Source organism: Undibacterium sp. Di26W, assembly GCF_049340265.1.
GTDB lineage: Bacteria > Pseudomonadota > Gammaproteobacteria > Burkholderiales > Burkholderiaceae_D > Undibacterium.
The window spans coordinates 1-24641 of sequence record NZ_JBMPOR010000031.1 but is presented as its reverse complement, the minus strand read 5'-3'; the positions used below and the strand labels follow the sequence as shown (position 1 = coordinate 24641).

Genomic DNA, 24641 nt, shown 5'->3' with positions numbered 1-24641 from the left:
GGCTTAATGCATTGACAGCTGTATTCACTTTTTCATGGACTTTATGCAAAACAGTACGACGCGCAAGCCAATTGAGATCAAGATTTCTACTGTTGTTGCTGTTGCAATTCTACTCAATGAATCGTCCTTCCCTGCCGTCGAAGCGGCATTGAAGGAAATGACTGCGGGTTCCCCCGATTTTTTTGATGATGAATTTGCCGTTATCGATGTCGAAGCCATCACCGACCAGGAGCTGGACTGGAATGCGCTGATCCCCCTGTTCAAGACACATGGCCTGAACCCGGTCGCCGTCAGGCATGCGCGTGAAGAAGATCATGCCACCATTCGCGCCCATGGTTTGAGCATTGATGTCGTCAGCAAGCCAAGGGCAGAACCAGAAATACAGGCCAGCCAGGCGCAGAGTCAGGCACCGGTGCCAGTGGTGCAAGTGGTGCCAGAAGCAGCCCCAGTTGTCGCCGAGCCGCAAGTCATCATCCGCAATATGCCAGCCATGGTGATTGATACCCCGGTCAGGGCCGGGCAGCGCATCTATGCACGCGGTGCCGACCTGATTATCACTGCTTCAGTCAACAACGGTGCCGAAGTGATTGCCGATGGCAGCATCCACATCTATGCGTCCTTGCGCGGGCGTGCCCTGGCGGGTGCCACCGGTAATACCGAAGCCAGGATTTTTGCCCTGACGATGGAACCGGAACTGGTTTCCATTGCCGGCATTTACCGTACTTTTGAAAATGGTTTCCCTCCCTTGCAGGCACACCACCCGGCGCAAGTTAAGCTGAGTGGGGACAGTATTGAAGTATCATCAGTGAAATCAGCAGGCTAATCTGCGGGAAATCAGCCTCAATTTTGAGTATTTTCGGATAGATTAAAGGAGTTTTTTGTGGCAAGAATCATCGTTGTAACATCCGGCAAGGGCGGCGTGGGCAAAACTACCTCCAGCGCGAGTTTTGCTTCTGGCCTGGCCATGCGTGGTCATAAAACGGCAGTGCTGGATTTTGACGTCGGCCTGCGTAATCTTGACCTGATCATGGGTTGTGAGCGTCGGGTTGTGTATGATCTGGTGAATGTCATCAGTGGCGAAGCAACGCTGAACCAGGCCCTGATCAAGGACAAACACTGCGATAACCTGTTCATCCTGCCCGCGTCGCAAACCCGTGACAAGGATGCGCTGACGGAAGAAGGTGTAGAACGCGTGCTGAATGAACTGATCAAGATGGATTTTGAATTTATCGTCTGCGATTCGCCGGCCGGTATCGAGCGCGGTGCTGTCATGGCACTGACCTTTGCCGATGAAGCCATCGTGGTGACCAATCCTGAAGTCTCTTCGGTCAGAGATTCTGACCGTATCCTGGGCATCATTCAGGCTAAATCCAAACGTGCACAGGCAGGCGGCGAACCAGTCAAGGAACACCTGCTGATCACCCGTTATTCACCAAAACGGGTGGAAGCAGGCGAAATGCTGTCCCATACCGATGTGCAAGAAATCTTGCGTATCCCCCTGATTGGTGTTATTCCTGAATCCGAAGCCGTCCTGCACGCGTCTAATCAAGGTAATCCTGCCATTCATATGAAGGGAAGTGATGTTTCAGATGCTTATGAAGACGTGGTTTCGCGCTTTTTAGGCACGGACGTCCCTTTACGTTTCATCAATTATGAAAAACCGGGCCTGCTGCAACGCATTTTCGGAGGCAAATAAATATGGCTCTGCTTTCTTTTTTATTTAATACCAAGCCCAAAACGGCCAATGTAGCGAAAGAACGCCTGCAAATCATCATTGCACGCGAACGCACAGGCCGCGATGGCTATGATTTCTTGCCTGCTTTGCGGGAAGAATTGATCGCTGTGATTTCGAAATACACCAAGGTCAAACCAGAAGACATCAAGGTATCCCTGGACAAACAGGGCAATCTGGAAGTGCTGGACGTCAACGTGGTGTTACCAGAGCTGGAATTACGTAGTTAAATGTCGGGCATTTGGCTTTATCCCCCTGCAACACGGGGGGGTAAGCTGGTCTTGAGCTGGCCTTGCCCTGCGCCTGCACCTATTTGTATAGCCAATTTATTTCTCCCCGGCATGAAAACTCCGGGGAAAACGGCCTAATTTAGTGCAGACCCAACACCTGTAATAGTGAAATATTCACATTTCTTCACAATTACTTATTTTTTCACTTGCTTTCGATATAATGGAAGATATTCCACTTTATTTGCCGGCCATCAACGGTAACACTCCATGAGAATCGCTGTACTTGACGACGACAATAATTTGCTCGAACTGGTCTGCACCATTTTAAATGCTGCGGGGCACACAACCCATCCATTCCTGAGTGGGAAAGAGATGCTGCATCAGTTGCGTCGTGAAAGTTACGACATGCTGATCCTGGACTGGCAGGTACCAGACCTGAGTGGAACCGAGATTTTGCATTGGGTGCGAGAGAAACTTTCGCCTACCCTGCCGGTACTGTTCATGACCAGCCGCTCCGGCGAAGACGATATCGTCGCCGGTCTGGCTGCGGGTGCCGACGATTACATGATCAAACCCATACGCCGCAGTGAAATGGTGGCACGGGTACAGGCACTATTGCGCCGCGCCTACCCTACCCAGACGACATCAGAACATTTGCAATTTGGCATCTACAAGTTTGAAACCCGTGCAGGCCGTGTCAGCGTCAATGATGTCCCCGTAGAAATGACGCAAAAAGAATTCGACCTGGCCCTGTTATTGTTCCGCAATCTTGGTCGCCCACTTTCTCGTGCTTACATACTGGAAGCAGTATGGTCGCGCGATGTCGATATCCCCTCACGTACGATGGATACCCATATTTCCCGGGTACGCAGCAAGCTGGAATTGCGTCCTGAAAACGGCTATCGCCTGGCACCGGTCTACAGCTACGGTTATCGCCTGGAACAAATGACACCAGAATAAACCTCCGGGCCAGTTACACGCCGGCCCGGAATGCATCACCCAACGAGGAGTCCGCATGAGACTAACCCGCCCCCTACTCGTGCGACAAATATCCGTATGTTTCGCTTTCAGTCTGGTCCTGGTCTTCCCCATGTTATCCATGGCAGCCCAGACAACAGGAGCCGGCGGCGAACCAGGCAGTTTTATCAGCACGCCACCAGACATGACCTATTTTGCAGTACAGGGCGATACCCTGTCTGCCATTGCCAAGCGCTATACCGATAAAACCAGAAACTGGACTATCCTCGGCAAACGCAACAAGATTGACAACGACAGAACCATACCTATAGGTACCGCTATCCTGATCCCGCTGGAACTGCTGCCAGAGGAAGACAGTGAAGCAAAAGTCATCGCCATGACTGGCATCCCCAGCTACAAAGCCAAAGATGGCAGTAGCGGCAACCTGGCCCTGGGCACAGTCATCAAGGAAGGCACACAAATCACCACCGACAAAAATGGCTTTCTGACTTTGTCACTGATTGATGAATCGCGTCTTTCCATTCCCTCAAACAGCCAGATCAGTCTGACCAAATTACGCAAGACCAAATACACCGGCAGCCCACGTACCGAAGTTAATTTATTGCAAGGCAAGCTTGAATCGCGTGTGACTTCCCTGGTCAGTAACAAAGGGCGCTTTGAAGTCCGCACCAATCTGGCGGTGGCGGGTGTGCGCGGCACCAATTTCCGCGTTGGTGTGAATGAAGACGGCATTGCCAATGAAGTCTTGTCCGGTGGCGTTGCGGTTGCCAATACCACGGGCACGACAGGCAAGAAACCGGATGAATTATTGCTGACTGCCGGTAAAGGCAACATCATCAGCAGCAGCGGTGTCGGCAAGGCTGTCGATCTGTTGCCCGCCCCTGTGATGAGCGAACTGTATGTGTTGCAGGAACGCCCTACCCTGCAATTCCAGGTAGAGACAAATCCCGATGCAACTGGCTACCGTGTACAGATTGCCAAAGATGCCGAAATTCTGAATGTATTGGCAGAAAATCGCTTCAAGGACAACCGTTTCAAGTTTGACGGCTTCGCGGACGCCAATTATTTTGTGCGTATCACGGCAATCGACAAAGCCGGTCTGGAAGGTTTCCCGCTGGTCAAGGCAGTGACGCTGAAAGCCCGGCCTGAGCCGCCTTTCACTGTGCAGCCGAAGAATAAAGTCAGAGCCGAGCGCCTGGACTTTGCCTGGACAGAAGCCAGTGGTGCCGTTGCCTATCATCTGCAGGTTGCCAAAGATGCCGAATTCAAAAACCTGCTGATCGAAAAAAATGAGATCAAGGAAGTACAGTTCAGCAGCGACCGGCCAGCCGACGGCAATTACTATTGGCGCATCGCCACCATCACGCAAAAAGATGGCAAAGCTGATCATGGGCCTTTCAGCGACGTACAAAAGTTTGCGGTCTTGCCTGTCACCAGCCTGGCACCGCCGAGTGAAGGTAATGGCAACCAGTTATCGTTCAACTGGGCATCTGAGCCTGGGCAGAAGTTCCTGATACAGATCAGCACGGATGCCCAGTTCTCCAAGCTATTCCTGTCCCGCGAACTTGACCAGGCAGAGCTGAAAATTGATCGCCCACAGGCTGGCACCTATTTCATCCGGGTCCGTTCAACCGATCCGGATGGGTATGTCAGCGCCTTCTCGGCAACCCAGAAGATCACCATACAGCAGCGCTGGACCAGCGGTGATGGTTCGCCCATCAATAGCGGTGGGGCGGCGGTTGGGACGAATTTTTAATTCCTTGTTGCAGCCCACAGATAGCGGCATATGACAAACGGCCAATTCAAGGTAGAACGCATCGCCCTCAGAGAATGGCTGGTTCTCAGTGTGCTGATGCTGTTGCTGACTGCGGGTCTGCTGTTTTACAAGACACTGGAACGCGCCGACCTGGTGTTGTACGACAGGCTGATGCAGATCAATACCCGGCCAGCCCGGGACGACATCATCATCGTCGGTATAGACAGTTACAGCCTGAGCGAATTGGGTAAATGGCCCTGGTCCAGATCACGCCATGCAGAACTGATCAAGAAAATTGATGCCGCCCAGCCATTGGCCATAGGTATGGATTTTGTGTTTACCGAAGCCGAAGACAATAATCAAGAGCAGACTGTCAATGGTGACCAGGCGTTTGCGAATGCCATCACCCAAAGTGATAAAGTGGTATTGCCGCTGATTTCAGAAAACGCCGGCAAGGGTCTGATGACCGTGCGTCCCATACCCATATTGGCCAGCGCCGCCCGCCAGTTGGCCCATATCAACCTGGAACTGGATAAGGATGGGGTGGTACGCAGCATCTTCCTGCGCGAAGGCATGAACGGTGAATGGTGGCCGCATTTTGCCCTGGCACTGGCGGATCTGGGCAAGAACATCACCCCCGGTACCGAAACCAACCTGCCTGGCAACAGGCTCGCCGCCTCGCTGCGCAACACCCCGCCTGAGCCTGGCACCTGGCAGCGTGATTACCAGATGCATATCCCCTTTGCCGGTAGCAGCGGACATTTCCGGACGGTACCGTATGTGGCGGTACTCAGGGGTGAAGTGCTACCAGCCTTTTTCAAGAACAAGTATGTACTGGTAGGCCCGACCGCCAGCGCCATGGCCGATTCGTTCCCGACCCCGGTGTCTGGTAATGAGGGCATGATTTCGGGGGTGGAGATCAACGCCAATGTCCTCGCCGCCTTGCTGGATAAGCGCAGTATCGTGCCAGCCCCTCTGCTCTATAGTCTGATGTTCAACCTGCTGGCGGTGGGTCTGGCGATGTCGGCCTATCAGTTACTGTCGCCCAGAAAAGCCTTGCTGGCAACGGCAGCCATCGCTACTTTGGCCATGGCAGGCAGCTGGCTGGCGCTGCGCTACCTGGGTTACTGGGTAGCACCCACCGCCACCCTGCTGGCCCTGATCATTGCCTACCCACTATGGAGCTGGCGCCGGCTGGAAGCGGCAATCCGCTTTCTGGGCGAAGAATTCCGGGTGCTGGATCAGGAACCGCATTTGCTGCCAGAATTTGTCGATCAGGATGAAGTCCAGCCGGCACGTGCACTGACCGATACCCTGGAACAAAGCATCAACGCCATGCGCGAAGCGCTGGACAGGGTCAGGGATTTGCGTCAGTTCGTCAGTGACAGCCTGGTCAGCCTGCCAGATGCCACCCTGGTCACCACCACCGATGGCAATGTGCTGCTATCCAACCAGCCAGCCATCGATTATTTTGCCAGCATAGGCATGGCCAAGGTGAACGATGCACTGGTGCCTTACCTGTTTGCCAAGATGGCACCGCCCGAGCATGCGCAAGAAAGCAATTTTAGCTGGTGGAACATCCTTGATATCCAGCACACCAAGGCCATGTCGCAAGGCATAGAAGTGCGTGACCCGCAGGACAAGGATATGCTGATCAAGAGCGCGCCCTGTTACAACGGTGACAAACAGTTGGTAGGATGGATCGTCAGCCTGATCGATATCACCAGCGTACGGGCAGCAGAACGCAGCCGTGACGAAACCCTGCACTTTATCTCGCATGACATGCGTGCGCCACAGGCATCTATCCTGGCCTTGCTGGAATTGCAAAAAGACAGTGCGACCGCCCTGCCGACTGAAGAATTTATGTCCAGGATAGAAAAGGCCTCACGCTCGACGCTGGGACTGGCTGACAATTTCGTCCAACTGGCGCGTGCAGAATCCCAGAACTACCGCTATGAAGAAGCGGATTTCCAGGACATCCTGCTGGTAGCCACCGAAGAAATGTGGTCTTTGGCCAAAAACAAGAATATCCGCATCACTACCCAGATACAGGAAGAAGAATTCCCGGTACTGGTAGATCGCTCACTGATGACCCGGGTCCTGACCAATTTATTATCGAATGCTATCAAGTACAGTCCCAGGGATACCACCATCACCTGCTCGCTGACCAGTGAACAGCATCTGGCAGACGCCACCATTATTTGCTCCATCGCGGACCAGGGTTATGGCATTACCCGGGCCGACCAGAACAAGCTGTTCCAGCGCTTCCAGCGCTTCAAAACCAATGACCAGCCTAAAAACGATGGCGTGGGTCTGGGCATGGTCTTCGTCAAGGCGGTACTTAACCGTCATCAGGCCCACATAGATTTCACCAGCACACCAAATGAAGGCACGACGTTTCATATCAGAATCCCGGCCGATCTGGATTGAAAGCAAAATCTGCCTTACTGACATAACATGGCAAATTCAACAATAAGCATAGTGTTGTAAAAATAACATAATTTAACTGTTGTTAGCGTCCTTGATGCACATCAAATAGCCCTGCCCGGGAAAATGCCCTGCCGACGCGCTATAATGGAGGCTTATATCCTCCCTCAGCTTATTGCATGCAACTGTCTGCCGTTGGCCTCAACCACACGACCGCGCCGCTGTCCTTGCGCGAAAAGGTCGCCTTCTCTCCTGAGCAAGTTACCCAGGCGGTGGTGGCTGCACGTGGCTGGTTTGCCCGGCATGACAATGGCGGCAAGCTGGTGCATGGTAATGAAGCAGCGATTTTATCCACCTGTAACCGTACCGAACTGTATGCTGCCAGCAGCGCTGCCAATCCTGTCGACGCTGCGGCCCACTTTCTGGCAGACTTTCATCGCCTGCCGTATGCAGATTTACGTCCCCATTTGTATACCCTGCCGCAAGACAATGCGGTAAGACATGCTTTCCGCGTCGCATCCGGCCTGGATTCCATGGTCCTGGGCGAACCGCAAATCCTGGGGCAGATGAAAGATGCGGTCCGCCAGGCAGAAGCCGCCGGTGGCCTGGGTACCTATCTGCACCAGATGTTCCAGCGTACCTTCGCGGTCGCCAAGGAAGTCCGCAGCACCACAGAAATTGGTGCCCACAGTGTGTCCATGGCGGCGGCTGCCGTGCGTTTGTCCCAGCGTATTTTCGACAAGATAGCCGACCAGCATGTGCTGTTTATCGGTGCTGGCGAAATGATAGAACTGTGCGCCACCCATTTTGCGGCACAAAACCCAAAATCCCTGACGATTGCCAACCGCACGCTGGAACGCGGCGAAACCCTGGCCCATCGCTTCAATGGCAAAGCCATACGTCTGGCTGACTTGCCGCAGCAACTGGCACAATTCGACATCATCGTATCCTGCACTGCCTCGTCATTGCCGATTATCGGGCTGGGCCTGGTCGAGCGTGTAGTCAAGGCGCGCAAGCATCGCCCTATCTTCATGGTTGACCTCGCCGTACCACGTGACATCGAAGCCGAAGTGGCCAAACTGGATGACGTTTTTTTGTATACCGTCGATGATCTTGGCACCGTGGTGCAATCCGGGCTGGAAAATCGCCAGGCTGCCGTTGCGCAAGCCGAAGCCATTATCGAAACCCGCGTCCAGTCTTTCATGCACTGGATCGATGGTCGCGCCGTTGTCCCCGTGATACAAGACCTGCACGAAAGCAGCGAGCAATTGCGCCTGCTGGAACTGGAACGTGCGCGCAAGATGCTGGCCCGTGGTGAAGATATCGATACCGTACTGGAAGCCCTGTCAAAAGGCATCACTGCCAAATTCCTGCATGGCCCGCAACAGGCCCTGCACCAGGCCAGCGGCGACGAACGTGCCCGCCTCGCTGCTTTGCTGCCACAACTGTTCCGCACCAAGCGTTAGCGACTGCCTGCGCTGTCTGGCGTGCCGCATTGTTGCGCGCACCGCCCACTCCTTTACGGGCCCTGCCCCATCTCTGTCAATTGTCGATTAAAGTCACCGTATGAAACCATCAATGCTTACCAAGCTGGATCAACTGGCAGAACGCCTGGATGAAGTCAGCCACCTGCTGATGCAGGAAGGGGCCACCAATGATATGGATGCCTATCGCAAGCTCAATCGCGAGCATGCCGAACTGGATCCCCTGGTCGCCCTGTACAGCAATTACAAGCAGGCGCAAGCAGATACCGCCGAAGCGCAAGAGATGCTCAACGACCCTGACATGAAAGCTTTCGCCCAGGATGAAATCGAGGTCGCAAAAAGCACCATGCAGACACTGGAAAGTGATCTGCAAAAAATGCTGCTGCCAAAAGACCCGAATGACGAACGCAATATCCTGATGGAAATCCGCGCTGGCACAGGTGGTGACGAAGCCGCCCTGTTTGCCGGTGACTTGCTGCGCATGTATATGCGCTTTGCCGAACGTAACCGCTGGCAAACCGAAATCATGTCGGAATCGGCTTCTGAACTGGGTGGTTACAAAGAGGTGATTGTGCGACTGGCTGGTTTGGGCGTGTATTCCAAACTGAAATTTGAATCGGGTGGTCACCGTGTGCAACGTGTGCCTGCCACCGAAACCCAGGGCCGCATCCATACCTCAGCCTGTACTGTCGCTGTCATGCCGGAAGCCGACGAACTGGCCGACGTGATCATCAACAATGCCGATTTGCGTATCGACACCTTCCGCGCCAGCGGTGCCGGCGGGCAGCATATCAACAAAACCGATTCTGCCGTGCGCCTGACGCATCTTCCTACCGGCATCGTGGTCGAATGCCAGGATGGCCGCAGCCAGCATCAGAACAAGGCACAAGCCATGCGTGTGCTGGCTACCCGCATCATGGATGGCCAGTTGCGCGAGAAACAGGCCAAGGAAGCAGCAACCCGCAAAAGCCTGATCGGTTCCGGCGACCGCAGCGAGCGCATACGCACTTACAACTACCCGCAGGGGCGCATGACGGATCACCGTATCAACCTGACCCTGTACAAACTGGACTTCATCATGGATGGCGACCTGACCGAACTGACCAATGCACTGGTGGCAGAACACCAGGCAGAATTGCTGGCAGAGTTGGGGGAAGACGGTATTTGATCTGCGCTGCCAATCAGCCAGTATTTACAGTTTATTACCTGGCCCTTCACTTTTTTTATTGCCATAGGGCCTGAAACTGTCAGATACTCGCTAGCAGCCAGGCAAGGCACCAATCAATTTGGGTGCTTTGCATCAGGGATGCCAAACTAAAATCCATAGCCTGCATCCAACACCCATTCTTTCATTGCGCACACCATGAATCTGTCGAAAAAAATCCTACTGTCGATTGCCGTCATTTGTATCGCCTTGCTGGGCGCAGCCCTGTATCTGCAAATCGTTGAAAAAATGCTACCTTGCCCGTATTGCATTTTCCAGCGTTATGCCTTTGCCCTGGTCGCCGTCTTTTGCATCGTGGCTGTCGGGCTTCAAGGTGCCGGACACCGTCTGGCAACCGGTATGGCACTGATCTCTTCCATGGTCGGCCTGGCTGCCGCTGGCAAGCATGTCTGGATCATGTCCACCCCATCCATGTCCTGCGGTATAGACCCGCTGGAAACCGGCCTGAACAAGATGCTCATGGCACAGGTCTGGCCTGCCATGTTCAGGGCGGATGGATTATGTGAAACGCCTTACCCACCGACCCTGGGCCTGTCGTTGCCGGCATGGGCAGCGATCTTTTTCGGCATCTTTATCGTTGCCATACTGTACGTCCTGATCCGCAATCAAAAGACCCAGCGCGGCATGTTTGGCCCTTCACGCTAATGCTGGACTGGCTTTACCCCGGCATGACGATTGCCGCCTGCGAACAAGCCAGCCCGCTGGACCGTATTGATACCCGCGTCCTGCTCATGCATGGCCTGGATTTATTGCGCACACAACTGATCACGCAATCAGACCAGGTATTGAGCGATGAGCATCTGACGCAGATCAGCAATTTATTCCAGCGTCGCCTGGATGGCGAACCGGTCGCTTACATCGTGCAGGAGCGGGAATTTTTTGGCCTGCGCTTTCACGTCACACCCGATGTGCTGATCCCGCGGCCGGATACAGAACTGCTGGTGGAACTGGCCATCCAGCACGCGCCCGTCAATTCCAGCCTGCTGGATCTGGGTACCGGGTCTGGTGCGATTGCCGTCAGCGTCGCCCATCAAAGACCAGACCTGACAGTCACCGCATTGGATATCAGCGCAGCAGCACTGGCTGTGGCGCAAGAAAATGCCCACCGTCATCTAGCGCCAGGCAAGTTGGAATTATTGCAAAGTGACTGGTATGCGGCTGTACCGAACAGACAATTTCACACCATCGTCAGCAACCCACCCTACATCGTCGCTGGCGATAGTCATCTGCAACAAGGTGACCTGCGCTTTGAGCCAGCAGATGCATTGACAGATCATGCCGATGGCCTGACTGCCTACCGCCAGTTGATCGGTGCAGCACACCTGCATCTGCAAGCAAACGGCTGGATCTTGCTGGAACACGGTTATGACCAAGCAACAGCAGTACGTGCCATGCTGCTGCAGGCAGGTTTTGAACAGGTGCAAAGCTGGCAAGACCTGGCAGAAATTGAGCGGGTATCGGGCGGCAGGCTACCTCTCAAACAAGCGAAAGCAGACATAAAAAATGGCGCATGAAGCGCCATTTTTTAGGTAAGAGCTTAGCTTAATTCCTAGATGGGAAAATACCTTCCATCGCAATGATGTAGTTCAAACCCAGGTACGGTTGCATGACAGTGTTGTTCGATGTCGTGGTAACAGGGAATGATGTCGCTGTGCCAGTGCCTGTATTTGCATTGGTCACAGTACCCGTTCCTGCTATTGCAGTTGTAACACCACCCAAGGTTACCGGTGAAGTTGGAGGTGTGCCAGCAGGCAAGAAAATCGCTGCACCAGATGGCCCACCAGCTGAATTGGTCAAACCACCATTATTTGCTACAGCAGCAAGGCCGCCATTGGTGCCAGTGCCTACATTGATCGTTGTATTACCTGACAAGCCCGTCACATCCAGTACCGCTGTATGCGTGTGCGCAGGCAGATTCGCTACTGTCAAAGTCACACTACCGGTGCCTGTAGCAATCGCCGTCACACTGTTCGTACCAGCTTTCTCACCTTGTTCAACATTTGCAATACCAGGACCTGGGCCTTGTGAACCAACCGCAACCCGACCACGCAGATCTGGAATACCAAAGGTGCTCACTCCATCACCGCCATACATGGTGCCTAGCAAGGCAAACATTGCCGAGTTTTGTGCAATAGAAACTACTTGCCCATTACAAAATAGCCAGCCGCGTGGTGGAAAATTAAAACCAACAGCCAATACAGTACCCATAAATGCATCCATTATTTACTCCAATTCAAGTTGTGGTTGATACAGGGATTAAATAATCCGGCATACAGAGATGCCCTGATAAAAGTAAGGACTTTCATCAACTGCTTTAATCAGGAACTTTTCCGGAGGCTATGGCGACGTCAACACCTGACCATCTTAACTTTGCAACAACCTCGTATACTTGCGAAAAGCAATTTCAAAAAAAGCAAACCAATTCTACAATCCTTATTAGAAAAAATACACCTGCTTTTTTGTTTATAAGTTGCAAAGCGATTGCAACATACGCATGCGTCATCCTATAGGGAATAAGCCGCATTACGGCGGTGACGAGACGACGCAATTTTGCAACAGCCCATCACAAAAAATCATATTCCAGAGCGTAATTTTTCCAGTTCATCATAGATCTTCTGACATTGCTTTACGGCATCTCTATTCAATTGCTCCAATTGCTCCAATTGTGCCAACGGACTTTCACCAGCAGGCGGATCGCCCTGATAAGGCATGTGCCTGTGCTTGGAATGCAAAGTGCATCTTGCCTTCAGGCTGGACAATTGCACCTCGTCACAATCCAGCGCAAACAAGGCAAACAATTGATCCCATAGAATCGCCGGCAATTGCGCGTAATTCAACAAATGCAGATGCGATGCCTGGACCTGTTCCAAACCGGCTGCAAATAAGGCTGCCAACACCGCAGCCGCATAGCCATCCATGTCTGCAACAGGCAGATGCTGGTCCTGCACTTCCAGCCTGGTGATATCGAGCAGACCAGGTATCATTTGTGGCCCGCGCTGACGCCGGTGAGAAGCCAGCACCGCCTCCGGTTCACGATAAAGAAATATAAACGGCGTATCAGGAAATGCCTGACGTATGAATGCCAGCCATGGCATATGCCAGCTATCGAATTTGATGAAAAAATGCGTCTCGGCAACATGACGTTTTTGGCCCAGCACAGCCACCAGTTGCCGCAGCAAATCAAGGGCACCCGGCATGTCAGGCTGATGATGATAGTGGCGAAAAAATGCGTCCAGCACCGGTGGCTCTGACAGCACGACACACTGCGGCAGCGATGCCAGCATCTGTGTCAGCAAGGTTGAACCGCAACGTGACACATGAAAAATGAACGCGGTCGGCGCAATACTTTGCATGCCATGAGACAGCGCATCCAGCCTTGCCAGCGGCGTATGGCATACCTGTCTTTCCGCATAGGTTTGTGCGGACAGGCTGTCCTGGAAAAAAGATTCCGTGAAGCTTTTCTCGCCCAAATAACGCCACCACAAGCTATTCGTTTCCGCAGCAATCGCTACCGGAAACCAGCCCAGCATGCTGTCGATAGTGGATGCATCAATCTGCTGACCACGCAGCAATGCGCGTTCTTCGGCAGCAAAGCCTTGCTTCATATTCATTTTTTAAACGCTCATCCAAATCAGCCAGCCAACCTGATGGCATCGAGTGCATCCGCTAAGCTGATGCCGGCCACTTGATTGCCCGCCCGCAGTTGCTCAATTACGGCCAACACATTGCCATCATTGATGGAAGGGTCCGGATATTTTGATGCTGGTCTGGCGACCCAGCCCGCATCCCGGAACACTTCTTCCAGCCAGGCATTGCTGACACAATCCAGCATCAGATGCACCCTGGCTTGCGTACCAGGATTACGCACGGCATGCAGGCAACTGGCATTCAGGTACCAGGTGTCACCAGCCGAAAAATGCACTTCTTCTCCGTCAATGCGAAACAATACATCGGGCGTAGTGTTAATCGGTATATGCAAACGCGTAATACCGTCTTCCAGTGAGGTGGCGTCGTCCCTGTGTTCCTTGATGACGCCACCAGCTTCCAGCGACATCAGGCGTATCGAGGTTTTTTCGCATTGGAAGACATCAATCACCTCCCGCATATAGGGGCAGCCCAGCAATAACGCGGTATCCTGAAAGTGCCCTTCGTTGACCGGCATGATGTGATCGATACGCCCATCCACTGCGCGCAAAGGCAGACACAGCCAATTGTTTTCGTATGCATTGGTATTGAAATGGCTGATCCATTGCGATGCTTGCAACTGATTTAACTCTGCGCGTAAGCGCGTCAGATCAAAAGAAAATGGTAACTTCAAATAACGACTAGGCTGCGACATCAGGCTGCTCCATTTGTCTGCCAGTCGCAGCACCTATGCCAACACCACCAGGCCAACGCATTTGCTCAAACAAACCGTCACTGCTCTGTACCAAAAAACCCATTTGCAGATACAACGCCCTTGCCCCCGGGTTGCGCAATTCCACCGCAAGACTGATGCCCAGGTTTTTTTCCAGTGCCTGTTCTTGCATGGCCAACAATACCGATCTGGCGATACCATTGCGCTGCACTTCTGGTGCGATGGCTATATCCACCAGATGTAAGTCGTTTGCACCGGCATCAATGATCACGCGCCCCACTGACTTTCCAGCTAGTTCAACAATGTAATGTTGTGCTTCTGGATAATGTTGCCGCATACCAACCATCTGCAAATGTTGTTGCATCTTGATCATTTGTGCGACGACAACGGCGTCCATAGGCAATTGTTGCAAATCTTGACGGCGGCTCGCATACAGCGCATCCAGGAAAACCTGATCGTCCTCTCTTTGCATTCGCAATTGACGCTCGCCAGTTAATTTGTACACAAGTACTCCCAAGATGATTAAAATCACATGATTATCATCCTGCCTATGCTTGTGTTTTCTTGCAAGTGAAACTTTAACCACGTAAAACCATGACACTTTCCAAAGAGCAACTCAACGCCTATATTGGTAATATCTTTCGTATAGAAACCTCCATAGGTGACATCGAACTTAAACTGGAAGAAGTCGATGAGCGCTCGCGCCGTGGCTTGCCTGAACACTTCCCTACACCTTTGCTGCTGATATTTTCCGGCACGGGTACCAAGCTGCTGTCACAAGATAACTACATCGTCCATCACCCCGAGATGGGACAGAATGTATGGTTGATGGCACCCGTGATGCCCGATTACGACAAGGGACAAGACAAGCAGAAACATGAAGATGGCAGCACTTGCTTTTTTTACCAGGCATTCTTCAATTAATTAAAATTTCCGCAAGGAAATTACTGCTCAAATAAACAGCGAGAAGCACGTCTTTCTTGCCATTTTCAATTGCTTCAATGTTAGTATTGCAGTTATTCTTTTGATACTTTAGCCATGCAAATGTGGTGATGTCAGCGCAATCGATGATATCAAGTTGTTTCATGCTGCCCCCTCGAAAAACAAATGGGCAAATATCACTGAATCATTTATTGATGTGTTTGAAGTGATAAGTAATCAGATTTCAGTTTTGCAGTATCTCGTATCGGGCCTCAATGACTCCCGATGTTATTCAGGCTTATCGTTGGTGGTCGGATGCGTGATCAGGAACAAATAAAGACTCTTTCCAATACATACGAAGGTGGTGCAAAAACCTGGTGGCTAAGTGGCTTGCCGGGCGCGGGTAAAACCACCCTGGCACAAAACCTGGCAGATCGCCTGCGTGCGCATGCCCTGCCGGTTTGTGTTCTGGATGGCGATGAATTGCGCAAGGGCCTGTCACATGATCTGGGCTTTAGCCCTGCTGATCGCGAAGAGCAAGGTCGCCGTACGGCAGAAATGGCCAGGCTGCTCAACAGCAATGGCATTCATGCGATAGTTGCACTGGTATCTCCTACCATCAGCGGCAGGGCGCTGGCCAGAGACATCGTGGGCACACAGCGCTTCATTGAAACCTATGTCGCCACGCCTTTGCATATCTGCCAGCAACGCGATCCCAAAGGCTGGTATGCCAGGGCAAAAAACGACCCAGCATTGCAATTGACTGGCGTTTCTGCGCCTTACGAAGCACCTGTATCACCAGACTGCGTGATCGATACCAGTCAGACAGCGCTGCCTGATGCGATCGATCAACTTTTCTCTTACGCTAAAGAATTCAGTACTTTATGACAGCAGCAAAATACCATTTCATTTCTGGCTTGCCACGCTCGGGCTCGACCTTGCTGGCAGCACTGTTGCTGCAAAATCCGCGTTTTCATGCAGGCATGACCAGCCCGGTTGGCAGTCTGTTTCGCGGCATGCTGAATCAATTGGGTGCAGGTAGCGAATTTGGTACTGTCGTCAGCAAAGAACAAAGACGTCGGCTGACACGCGGCATCTTTGATTCCTATTATGCAGACCAGGCGGGCAAGGAGGTCATCTTCGACACCAACCGCATGTGGAGTGCCCATATGCCGGTATTAATGGATCAGTTTCCGGACTCCAAGGTGATTGCCTGCGTGCGTAATGTGGCTTGGATCATGGATAGCCTGGAGCGTCGTTACCGCGCCAATCCCTATGAAATTACCCGCCTGTTTAATGACGACGTGGAACGCAATACCGTGTACAGTCGGGTAGAAACCCTGGCCCAGGCAAACCGCCTGGTCGGCTATCCATGGACTGCACTCAAGGAAGCATTTTACGGTGAACATGCGAACTCTTTGCTTATCGTTGACTATGACATCCTGGCGCAGGTGCCAGAAAAGGTGATGCCTCTGATTTATCAATTCCTGGGTGAACCTGAATTTGAGCATAACTACCGCAATGTCAGCTATGACGCGCCGGAATTTGATGCGCCACTTGGTATGCATGGCTTGCACAAAGTGCGTCAATACGTCAGTTTTGAAAAACGCAAAACCATTTTGCCGCCAGATCTGTTTGAAAAATTTGCTTCTTTATCGTTTTGGAATGACACCAGCAATAGCCTCAGCAATGTCATTACGGCAAAAGTACCGGCTAATGTGGAGATATAAATCCGTGAACATCGCTTGTCGTCCCTGTCAGCAAATCAGAACGCGCTCTTACGATCTGCTTACACTGTAGAAATATACTGTTTTACTTTTTTGCATTTCGTCCGAAATTTGTACATGAAGTTAACGTCCACACTTTAGCCAGGCCCGATGATGATGAATACGCCCAATTCCCTTCGCCCACAAGACAATCTGTCTGAACACGATAATGCACCTGTTCAGGCCCATGACATTCAGGTAGCGGCGGCCACCTTGGCACCACCAGCCCTGACTGCACCTGCGCCAGCAACTATGATAGCCACTATGATGGCAACACCAGCGGCACCTGCCCCGCTTGCCAGTGCAAGCAATCCCATTGCCCATGATGTCGTATTTGTTGATAGCCGGGTAACAGATAGCGCAAGTTTGCTGAAGGGCCTGGCCCCGAATGCAGAAGTCGTTTTCCTGGATAAAACTGCTGACGGCCTGCAACAAATGGCCGATTACCTGGCTGGGCACCAGGTCAATTCTGTGCAAATCGTCGCGCATGGCTTTGAGGGCCAGCTCTGGTTAGGCAAAACTTTCCTTGATAACACTACCCTCAATACCCACAGCGAGGCCTTGGCCAGCATTGGTAAGGCACTGGTACCTGGTGGCGACATTCTGGTGTATTCATGCAACCTGGCAGCAGGCGATGACGGCGCAAGTTTCGTCGCCAGTCTGGCGACGTTGACCGGTGCGGATGTGGCGGCTTCCAGCAACCGTACTGGCGTAGGTGGTGATTGGGATTTGGAAGTTACTACCGGCAAGATTGAAGCAACATCGGCTTTATCCAAGGATGCGGAAAGTCACTATGATCATTCGCTGGCGACGGTCACGATTACCAATGGTAATGACACGGGTGCCGGTTCCCTGCGCAACGCCATTGCTGCAGCCGGTATTGGCGATACCGTCACCTCGAATGCCAGCCGGACAGTCACACTGAGCTCTGGCGCGCTCGTCATCAACACAAACATGACCATAGACGGCGATCTTGACGATAACGGTACGCCCGATGTCACCATAGATGCCAACTATACTAGCGGGGTCTTGAGTATTTCATCAGGCAAGACTGTCACGCTTGATGGCTTGATTATCACCCACGGTTCTTTGTCTGGTACTGGTGGCAGTGGTGGTACAACTGCCACAAATGGCTTGGATGCGCTAGGTGCTGGCATTTCCAATGCAGGTACATTGACAATAAAAAATTCGACCATAACGGCCAATGGTGCCGCAGCTGGCGGCGGTGGTGGCGGTGTAAGCGGTGCTTATGTCGGCAGCGGCGGCGGCGGTGGTGGACCGCTTATCAACGGAGGCAGTCAAGGGACGGGGGCATCAGGTGGTGCAGCCACTGGGTATACATCTACTGCGGGTACTAGCGGTGCAGGAGGTAAAGGTGCCGGCGCCGGATCTATGGGAGGCAATGGTGGTACTACAAATGGTGGTGCTGGTGGTATAGGGGCCGCCTATAATTATTCCAACGGTGGTGCCGGAGCCACTGCTACCAGTGGTTCACTCAGGGTTGGTGGTGGTGGTGGTGGCACCGGCTGGAGTGCTGTAGGTAAAGCTGGTGGCAATGCAGTTGGTGGTATATACAATGCGAGCACCGGCACAATTAACGTTATTGGTACCTCAGTTATCAGTAACAACGTTGGTGCCGGCGGAGGAGGTGGTGGTGGCGGTGCTGGTACAGGCATAGGTTCATCGAACGACAATGGCGGTGCTGGCGGGATAGGTGCCGGTGGTGTTTATAACAAAGGTACATTCAACATTACTAGTGCCAACTTTACTGCCATGACCGGGAACGTTGGCGTTAGTGGTTCAGGCGGTTTGGAGAATGGGACAGGGGTTACTGGTAGTTCACCGTCAGCCGTACTTAATGTTGGTGGTACAGGTACCCAAAATACGAGCTACGTCCCACCGCCAGAAACTATCACCAACGTTACTTCTTCTAAAACCAATGGCAGCTATACCGTCGGTGAAGTAATTACTATCACCATAAGCTTTAGTGGTGCAGTGGATGTCACTGGTACCCCACAGCTTTTGCTTGAAACAGGCACGACAGACCGTACCATCAATTACACCGGTGGCACAGGCACCAGTATATTAACTTTTACCTACACTGTTCTATCTGGCGACACCTCTGGAGACCTCGACTATCACGACACAGCGGCATTGTCATTGAATGGAGGAACAATCAAAAATGCAGGGACGTCTACCGTTGCAACGCTGACTTTATTTAGTCCTGCCGCCGCTGGGTCTTTGGGTGCCAACAAAGCCATCGTCATTGACACTACCGCCCCAGCCGCACCTGGGACACCTGCAATGACTGCAGGTACCGATACCGGCAGTTCAAGCTCAGACGCGATCACCACCAACACGACGCCCGCCTTTACTGGAACGGCAGAAGCCAACAGCACCGTCAAACTGTACGACACAGATGGTGTCACTTTACTAGGTACAAGCACGGCAGATGGTTCTGGCAACTGGAGCATCACCAGTTCGGCACTGACTCTCGGTGCCCACACCATCAAAGCCACGGCAACCGATGCCGCTGGCAATATCAGCGTCCTGAGTACAGGTCTGCCAGTGTCGATAGCCGCACCAACCATTACCAGTGCCAGCTATGATGCCAGTGCCGGAACCTTGCTGGTCACCGGCACAGGCATGGTCACCGGTGACGCCATCATTGCAGCCAATTTGACACTGACAGGTCAAAGCGGCGGCACCTATGCACTCACCCCCGGCAGCAACACTACCGCCACCAGTGCTACCAGCTTTACGGTCACTTTGAGTGCGGCTGACAAACTGGCGATCAATGGTTTGTTGAATAATAATGGAACCAATGCGGTCAGTGGTACCACATTCAATCTGGCTGGTGCCCTGAACTGGGATAACACGGCTGGTGCAGCAGCAGACGCTACCAATGGTGTGACAGTCTCCAACGTCACAGCACCAACGATTACCTCAGCCGCCTATAACGCTGCAACAGGTATCTTGACTGTCACAGGCACGGGCCTGGTCAGTGTCATTGGTGGGCCCAATGATATTACAGTGAATAAACTGCGCATCGTTGGCGAAGGAGGAACAGGGCGTACACTTACCATTTCCACCAATGTTGAGATTACAGATGCCACCACTTTTTCTGTTCAGTTAAGCGGTAATGACAGGATTATTGTTGATAGTTTACTCAATAAAAACGGTACAACGTCGACCAGCGGGTCAACATATAATGTGGTCGCATTCGACGACTGGAACAGCACAATTACGAATGGCGATATTTCTGACGCCACCAATCCGCTGACTGTGTCGAATGTACCTGTACCAACCATCACTTCTGCCACCTACGATACCGCTACAGGAACACTGCTGGTCACCGGCACAGGTTTCCTGCAACTTACTGGTGCAAATAACGATATTGTCGCGAATAAGTTCACGCTGACTGGTGAAGGCGGCAGCACATATACTCTGACCAACACCAGCAATGTCGATATCGCTAGCACTAGTAATACCCTATTTACTCTGGTCCTGAGCGCCACCGACAAATCTGGCATCAATCAGATCATCAACAAAAACGGTACCAGTTCCACCGGTGGCACCACTTATAACCTGGCCGCCGCTGAAGACTGGACAGCAGGTGCTGATGCTGCGGTCGTCGTTGCTGATCTGACTGGCAACGGTATCACCGCCACTGTCGCGGTGCCCGTGATTACTTCGGCCACCTATGATGTTGCTACGGGCAATCTGGTTATCACTGGTACAGGATTTACCCATCTGACAGGTGCGACCAATGACATCGTCGCCAACAAGTTCACCATCAAAGGCCAGGCCAACGGTACTTATACCCTGACTGATACCGCGAACGTAGAAATTACGTCGGACACCAGCTTCACCTTGGTCTTGTCCACCACCGACAAGGCAGGTGTGAGAACCCTGCTCAATGCCAATGGCACCTCTTCTGGCGACAGCACCACCTATAACCTGGCTGCGGCTGAGGACTGGACTGCTGGCGCAGACGCTGCTGTCGTCGTTGCCGACCTGACAGGTAACGGGATTACTGTTTCAAATGTTGTGGTACCGACGATTACCTCGGCCACTTATGATGCCAGTGCCGGAACCTTGCTGGTGACTGGCACAGGCATGGCCACTGGTGACGCCATCGTTGCAGCCAATTTAACACTGACGGGTGAAAGCGGCGGCACCTATGCACTCACCCCCGGCAGCAACACTACCGCCACCAGCGCTACCAGCTTTACGATCACCTTGAGTGCGGCTGACAAACTGGCGATCAATGGTTTGTTGAATAATAATGGAACCAATGCGGTCAGTGGTACCACATTCAATCTGGCTGGTGCCCTGAGCTGGGATAGCACGGTTGGCGCAGCAGCAGACGCTACCAATGCTGTGACAGTCTCCAACGTCGCAGCACCAACGATTACATCTGCGACTTACGACGGTACCACGCACGTCTTCACCATCACTGGCACCAACTTGGTCCAGACTATCGGTGCCACCAATGACGTCACGATTTCCAAACTGACGATTACCGGTGAAGGCGGCGCCACACGTACGTTGTCTACCACTGGCAACGTCGAAGTCACCTCAGCCACCAGCTTTACCTTTACGCTGGCCGGTGCCGACATCGCCGCTGTCGATAGTTTGCTCAACAAGAACGGCACTTCATCCGCCAGCAGCTCCACCAGCTACAACCTGGCTGCTGCCGACGACTGGAATAGCGTCATCACTGGCGGCAACATCGCTGACCTGACCGGCAACGGCATCACCGTGTCGAACGCCGTACCGAGCATCATCAGTTCCACCTACAATGCCGCCACTGGTGTCCTGAGTGTGTCTGCCGTCAACATCGTCACTGGCGACACCATCGATGTCACCAAATTAAGCCTCACTGGCCAGGGCGGTTCCTACACCCTGACAGCGGCCACCAGCAACCCAACTGCCAGCGGTGCCACGTCTTTCACGGTCACGCTGGGGGCTGTCGACAAACTGGCCGTCAATGGCATCCTGAACAACAATGGCACCTCTGCCGTTGATACCACCACCTTCAACCTGGCAGCCGCTGCGTCCTGGGATCAGACAAGAACTTCCGGTGCCGACCTGACTGGCAATGCCGTCACCGTCTCCAATGTATCTGCCCCGACGATTACGTCCGCCACTTATGACGGTACTTCTCATATCTTTACCGTCACCGGTACCAATTTGGTTAACACCATCGGTGCGACAAACGATGTCACCATTTCGACATTAACGATCACCGGTGAAGGCGGCGCCACACGTACGTTGTCTACGACTGGCAATGTCGAAGTCACCAGTGCCACCAGCTTTACCTTTACCTTAGCTGGTGCTGATATTGCTGCGGTAGATGCCATTTTAAATAAAAACGGTACCTCGTCCGCCAGCAGCGCCACCTCCTACAACCTGGCCGCTGCCGACGACTGGAACAGCGCCATCACCGGTGGCAACATCCAGGATTTGACCGGCAACGGCATTACCGTCTCCAATGCCGCACCCAGTATTTTGAGTTCCACCTACGATGCCAGCACCGGCATTCTGAGCGTGTCCGCCGTCAACATCGTCGGTGGCGACACCATCGATGTCAGTAAGTTATCTGTGACTGGCCAGGCTGGTTCCTACACCCTGACCACCGCCAATGTCACCGCCAGCAGCAGTACCGCCTTTGCCGTAACCTTGAACGCTGCCGACAAGCTCGCCATCAACGGCATCCTGAACAAGAACGGTACATCTGCCGTTGATACCACCACCTTCAACCTGGCAGCCGCTGCTTCCTGGAATCAGACAACCACCTCCAGTGCCGACCTGACCGGCAATGCCGTCACCGTATCGAATGTATCTGCCCCGACGATCACCTCTGCGACTTATGACGGTACCTCTCATATCTTTACCGTCACCGGTACCAATCTGGTTAAAACCATCGGTGCCACCAACGACGTCACCATTTCCACCCTGACCATTACCGGTGAAGGTGGTGCAACCCGTACTTTGTCCACCACCGGCAATGTAGAAATTACATCCGCCACCAGCTTTACCTTTACCCTCGCTGGTGCTGATATTGCTGCGGTAGATGCTATTTTAAATAAAAACGGCACCTCGTCCGCCAGCAGCGCCACCACCTACAACCTGGCCGCTGCCGATGACTGGAACAGCGCCATCACTGGCGGCAACATCCAGGATTTGACCGGTAACGGCATTACCGTCTCCAATGCCGCACCAAGTATTTTGAGTTCAACCTATGATGCAACTACCGGCATCCTGAGCGTGTCCGCCGTCAACATCGTCGGTGGCGACACCATCGATGTATCAAAACTGTCTATCGTTGGCCAGGGGGGCGGTTCTTACACCCTGACCACCGCCAACGTCACCGCCAGCAGCAGTACCGCCTTCGCCGTAACCCTGAGCGCCACCGACAAGCTCGCCATCAACGGCATCCTGAACAAGAACGGTACATCTGCCGTTGATACCACCACCTTCAACCTGGCAGCCGCTGCTTCCTGGAATCAGACAACCACCTCCAGTGCCGACCTGACCGGCAATGCCGTCACCGTCTCAAATGTATCTGCCCCCACGATTACTTCAGCCACCTACGATGTCACCACCCACATCCTGAGCGTCACCGGCACCAACCTGGTCAGCACCCTGGGTGCCGCCAATGACATCACCGTTTCTGCCCTTACCATCAAAGGCGAAGGCGCTGCTACCCGGACCCTGTCTACCAGCGTCAATGTCGAAGTCACCTCCGCCACCAGCTTTAATGTCGCCGTGGCAGGTGCCGACCAGGCTGCTGTGGAAGCCCTGTTCAACAAAAACGGCACCGCCTCCACCAGTGGCACCACCTACAACCTGGCCGCAGCGGACGATTGGGACAGCGTCATTACCGGTGGCAACATCGCCGTCACCACCACCGCCATTACCGTCTCCAATGTCCCGGTCCCCACCATCACCTCCTCGATCTACAACGCCAACACCGGCGTGCTGACCGTGACAGGGACTGGCATGACTGGTTTGACCGGTGCCACCAACGACATCATCGCCAACAAATTCAGCCTGCAAGGCGAAGGCGGTGCCAGCTATACCCTGACCACCACCAGTAATGTCGAGATCACCTCCGACACCTCGTTCACCCTGACCCTGAGTGCCGCAGACAGGCTGGGGGCCAATCTCATCATGAACAAGAATGGTCCCAGCTCCACCAGTGTCAACACCTACAACCTGATCGCCGCCGAAGACTGGAATGCCGGGGCCGATGCCGCTGTCGTCATTGCCGATTTGACCGGCAATGGCATTACCGTCACCAACGTGGTGGCACCGACCGTTACTTCGGCCACCTACAACGTCGCCACCGGTGTCCTGGTGGTCACCGGCAACAACTTCCTGACACTCACCGGTGCCAACAACGACATCACCGCCAACCGCATCCGCTTCCTCGGACAAGGTGCCTTCAACTACACCCTGACCGATACCGCCAACGTCGACATCACCTCCAACACCAGCTTCAGCATGACCATGAGTGTCAACGACAAGGCGGCCCTGGCACTGCGGATGAACAAGGATGGCACCTCGTCCACTGACACCACCACCTACAACATCGGCATGCTGGAAGACTGGAATACCGGTGCTAACGTTGCCGTCGTCATTGCGGATCTGTTTGGCAACCCCATTACCGTCACCGGCAACAACGTCGCCCCCGTCATCGGCGGCGTCGTCGCTGGCCAGGCCGGCAGCGAAACCACCCCGGTATCGCCATTTGCTG

At 53.3% G+C, this 24641-nt stretch carries 19 protein-coding genes; 14 read left to right on the top strand and 5 right to left on the bottom strand.

The genetic code is table 11. The features are described from left to right. Positions 1-43 precede the first annotated feature (43 nt). The 10 genes from minC to prmC all read left to right on the top strand — a co-directional run bounded on the left by minC (position 44) and on the right by prmC (position 11346). Positions 44-823, top strand: coding sequence for a septum site-determining protein MinC (gene minC / locus ACO0LM_RS26015; protein ID WP_423041413.1), 780 nt, complete (start codon positions 44-46; stop codon positions 821-823). Positions 824-880: 57 nt separating this feature from the next. Beyond that, positions 881-1696, top strand: a complete 816-nt coding sequence (minD, locus tag ACO0LM_RS26010; RefSeq protein WP_423041411.1) for a septum site-determining protein MinD — start codon at positions 881-883, stop codon at positions 1694-1696. Between the two features lie 2 nt (positions 1697-1698). Next, the gene (gene minE, locus ACO0LM_RS26005; RefSeq protein WP_422990206.1) at positions 1699-1962 is read left to right on the top strand and encodes a cell division topological specificity factor MinE; all 264 of its coding nucleotides are present in this window, start codon (positions 1699-1701) and stop codon (positions 1960-1962) included. Between the two features lie 267 nt (positions 1963-2229). Continuing rightward, positions 2230-2922 carry a response regulator transcription factor gene (locus tag ACO0LM_RS26000; protein WP_186950807.1) on the top strand — a complete coding sequence of 231 codons (693 nt, stop codon included), beginning with the start codon at positions 2230-2232 and terminating at the stop codon, positions 2920-2922. 55 nt (positions 2923-2977) lie between these two features. Beyond that, positions 2978-4696: a FecR domain-containing protein gene (locus tag ACO0LM_RS25995; protein WP_423041409.1), complete on the top strand. Its 1719-nt coding sequence runs from the start codon at positions 2978-2980 to the stop codon at positions 4694-4696. 30 nt (positions 4697-4726) lie between these two features. After that, positions 4727-7126, top strand: a complete 2400-nt coding sequence (locus ACO0LM_RS25990) for a CHASE2 domain-containing protein (protein ID WP_423041407.1) — start codon at positions 4727-4729, stop codon at positions 7124-7126. A 176-nt stretch (positions 7127-7302) separates the two neighbouring features. After that, positions 7303-8589, top strand: coding sequence for a glutamyl-tRNA reductase (gene hemA / locus ACO0LM_RS25985; protein ID WP_423041405.1), 1287 nt, complete (start codon positions 7303-7305; stop codon positions 8587-8589). Positions 8590-8689: 100 nt separating this feature from the next. Beyond that, positions 8690-9775 carry a peptide chain release factor 1 gene (prfA, locus tag ACO0LM_RS25980; protein ID WP_423041403.1) on the top strand — a complete coding sequence of 362 codons (1086 nt, stop codon included), beginning with the start codon at positions 8690-8692 and terminating at the stop codon, positions 9773-9775. A 195-nt stretch (positions 9776-9970) separates the two neighbouring features. Next, positions 9971-10477: a disulfide bond formation protein B gene (locus tag ACO0LM_RS25975; RefSeq protein WP_423041402.1), complete on the top strand. Its 507-nt coding sequence runs from the start codon at positions 9971-9973 to the stop codon at positions 10475-10477. Then, the gene (prmC, locus tag ACO0LM_RS25970) at positions 10477-11346 is read left to right on the top strand and encodes a peptide chain release factor N(5)-glutamine methyltransferase (RefSeq protein WP_423041400.1); all 870 of its coding nucleotides are present in this window, start codon (positions 10477-10479) and stop codon (positions 11344-11346) included. Before ACO0LM_RS25975 ends, prmC begins: the two co-directional genes overlap by 1 nt. A 28-nt stretch (positions 11347-11374) precedes the next feature. On the opposite strand, the gene ACO0LM_RS25965 is transcribed toward prmC, so the two are convergent. The 4 genes from ACO0LM_RS25965 to ACO0LM_RS25950 form a co-directional block, all read right to left on the bottom strand. Further along, a complete protein-coding gene (locus ACO0LM_RS25965) occupies positions 11375-12052 on the bottom strand; it encodes a phage tail protein (RefSeq protein WP_423041398.1) in 678 nt (225 codons plus the stop codon). Between the two features lie 353 nt (positions 12053-12405). Next, positions 12406-13443 carry a sulfotransferase gene (locus ACO0LM_RS25960; protein ID WP_423041396.1) on the bottom strand — a complete coding sequence of 346 codons (1038 nt, stop codon included), beginning with the start codon at positions 13441-13443 and terminating at the stop codon, positions 12406-12408. 20 nt (positions 13444-13463) lie between these two features. Next, the gene (locus ACO0LM_RS25955) at positions 13464-14171 is read right to left on the bottom strand and encodes an aspartyl/asparaginyl beta-hydroxylase domain-containing protein (RefSeq protein ID WP_423041394.1); all 708 of its coding nucleotides are present in this window, start codon (positions 14169-14171) and stop codon (positions 13464-13466) included. Beyond that, the gene (locus ACO0LM_RS25950; protein WP_423041392.1) at positions 14158-14694 is read right to left on the bottom strand and encodes a GNAT family N-acetyltransferase; all 537 of its coding nucleotides are present in this window, start codon (positions 14692-14694) and stop codon (positions 14158-14160) included. The genes ACO0LM_RS25955 and ACO0LM_RS25950 overlap by 14 nt, the downstream gene beginning before the upstream one ends. Positions 14695-14783: 89 nt before the next feature. On the opposite strand from ACO0LM_RS25950, the gene ACO0LM_RS25945 reads away from it, so the two are divergent. Next, positions 14784-15113, top strand: a complete 330-nt coding sequence (locus ACO0LM_RS25945) for a DUF6916 family protein (protein ID WP_423041390.1) — start codon at positions 14784-14786, stop codon at positions 15111-15113. Here the strand turns inward: ACO0LM_RS25945 and ACO0LM_RS25940 are convergent. Continuing rightward, on the bottom strand, positions 15106-15276 hold the full coding sequence (locus ACO0LM_RS25940; RefSeq protein ID WP_423041388.1) for a hypothetical protein: 171 nt from the start codon (positions 15274-15276) through the stop codon (positions 15106-15108). The two genes, ACO0LM_RS25945 and ACO0LM_RS25940, sit on opposite strands and share 8 nt — an antisense overlap. A gap of 119 nt (positions 15277-15395) precedes the next feature. Here ACO0LM_RS25940 and cysC point away from each other — a divergent pair, with 119 nt between their 5' ends. The 3 genes from cysC to ACO0LM_RS25925 form a co-directional block, all read left to right on the top strand. Continuing rightward, entirely contained in the window at positions 15396-15998 is a 603-nt protein-coding gene (gene cysC / locus ACO0LM_RS25935) for an adenylyl-sulfate kinase (protein WP_423041386.1), read from the top strand. Continuing rightward, positions 15995-16840 (top strand): sulfotransferase, encoded by an 846-nt coding sequence (locus tag ACO0LM_RS25930; protein ID WP_423041384.1) that lies wholly within the window; start codon positions 15995-15997, stop codon positions 16838-16840. The genes cysC and ACO0LM_RS25930 overlap by 4 nt, the downstream gene beginning before the upstream one ends. Positions 16841-16987: 147 nt before the next feature. Continuing rightward, positions 16988-24641, top strand: a 7654-nt coding sequence (locus ACO0LM_RS25925) for a DUF4347 domain-containing protein (RefSeq protein WP_423041382.1), incomplete at its 3' end; no start/stop codon positions are given.